The organism is Streptomyces sp. XM83C, from assembly GCF_023072675.1.
GTDB lineage: Bacteria > Actinomycetota > Actinomycetes > Streptomycetales > Streptomycetaceae > Streptomyces > Streptomyces thermocoprophilus.
Window position 1 is genome coordinate 1 of the sequence record NZ_JALLGL010000594.1, and the last position, 1,246, is coordinate 1,246.

The following is a 1,246-nucleotide window of genomic DNA, read 5'->3' on the forward strand; positions in this document are numbered from 1 at the left end:
CCTGTCCGGGGGACGTTCGCCTGCATCCGTCGGGCCGGGGGACGTGACTTCATAAGAGCCTGGCCAGAGGCCCCATCACTGTCTTGTCCGCCCTCCCGGCCGACGGGTGCCAACCCACCCGGTCGAATGGACAGGACGGCACACCCAACGATGGCACAGTACGAGGTCGAGGTCACCGGCGGCGTCGACACCCACAAGGACACCCACACCGCGGCCGCGATCGACTCGGCGGGCCGGGTCCTGGGCTCGGCCCAGTTCTCCGCCTCCGCGCTCGGCTACCGCAAGCTCCTGGCCTGGCTGAAGTCCTTCGGGACCCTGCTGATGGTCGGGGTCGAGGGCACGGGCGCCTACGGCGCGGGCCTGGCCCGCTACCTGCGCGAACACGATGTGACGGTCGTGGAGATCGACCGTCCGGACCGCAAGACCCGCCGCTGGCAGGGCAAGTCCGACCCGGTCGACGCCGAGGCCGCGGCCCGGGCCGCGCTCGCCGGACGCCGCACCGGAACACCGAAGTTCCGTGACGGCCGGGTCGAGGCCCTGCGGGCCCTGCGGGTCGCCCGCCGCAGCGCGGTCCAGCAGCGGTCCGACGTCACCCGGCAGATCAAGAACCTGATCGTCACCGCGCCGGAGGGTGTCCGCACCATGCTGCGGCACCTGAAGGACAAGGACCTGCTGACCATCTGCGCGGGCTTCCGCCCGAGCCTGGACCAGGTCGGCGATCCGGTCACCGCGACGAAGATCGCCCTTCGGTCGCTCGCCCGCCGTCACCGTGACCTGGGCCAGGAGATCGATGAACTGGACGAGCTGATAGCCCCGCTCACCCAGGAGATCAACCCGGCCCTGACCGAGCTGAACGGCGTCGGCCCGGACGTCGCCGGCCAGCTGCTGGTCACCGCGGGCGACAACCCCGACCGGCTCCGCTCGGAAGCGGCGTTCGCCATGCTCTGCGGCGTCGCCCCGCTGCCCGCGTCATCCGGCCGCGCCCACCGCCACCGGCTCAACCGGGGTGGTGACCGGGCCGCGAACGCGGCCCTCTACAGGATCGTGCTCTGCCGCCTGCGTTGGGACCAGCGCACCAAGCAGTACGTGGAGCGACGAACCAAGGAGGGCCTGTCGAAGAAGGAGATCATCCGCTGCCTCAAGCGGTTCGTCGCCCGCGAGATCTACCACGTCCTGACCATCACCAACGCCACCGCAGCGGCCCCGAATCACCTCACAACCGCTGCTTGACATCCATAAGAGCATC

At 70.5% G+C, this 1,246-nt stretch carries 1 protein-coding gene; it reads left to right on the top strand.

Annotated features, from left to right (window positions below; translation table 11 throughout):
* Window positions 1-150: 150 nt before the first annotated feature.
* Entirely contained in the window at window positions 151-1,230 is a 1,080-nt protein-coding gene (locus MTQ10_RS30570) for an IS110 family transposase (RefSeq protein WP_247474011.1), read from the top strand.
* Window positions 1,231-1,246 lie beyond the last annotated feature (16 nt).

What these genes read in the sequence shown, in the direction of transcription:
- MTQ10_RS30570 (WP_247474011.1), top strand. Translation starts at nt 151, where the DNA reads ATGGCACAGTACGAGGTCGAGGTCACCGGCGGCGTCGACACCCACAAG.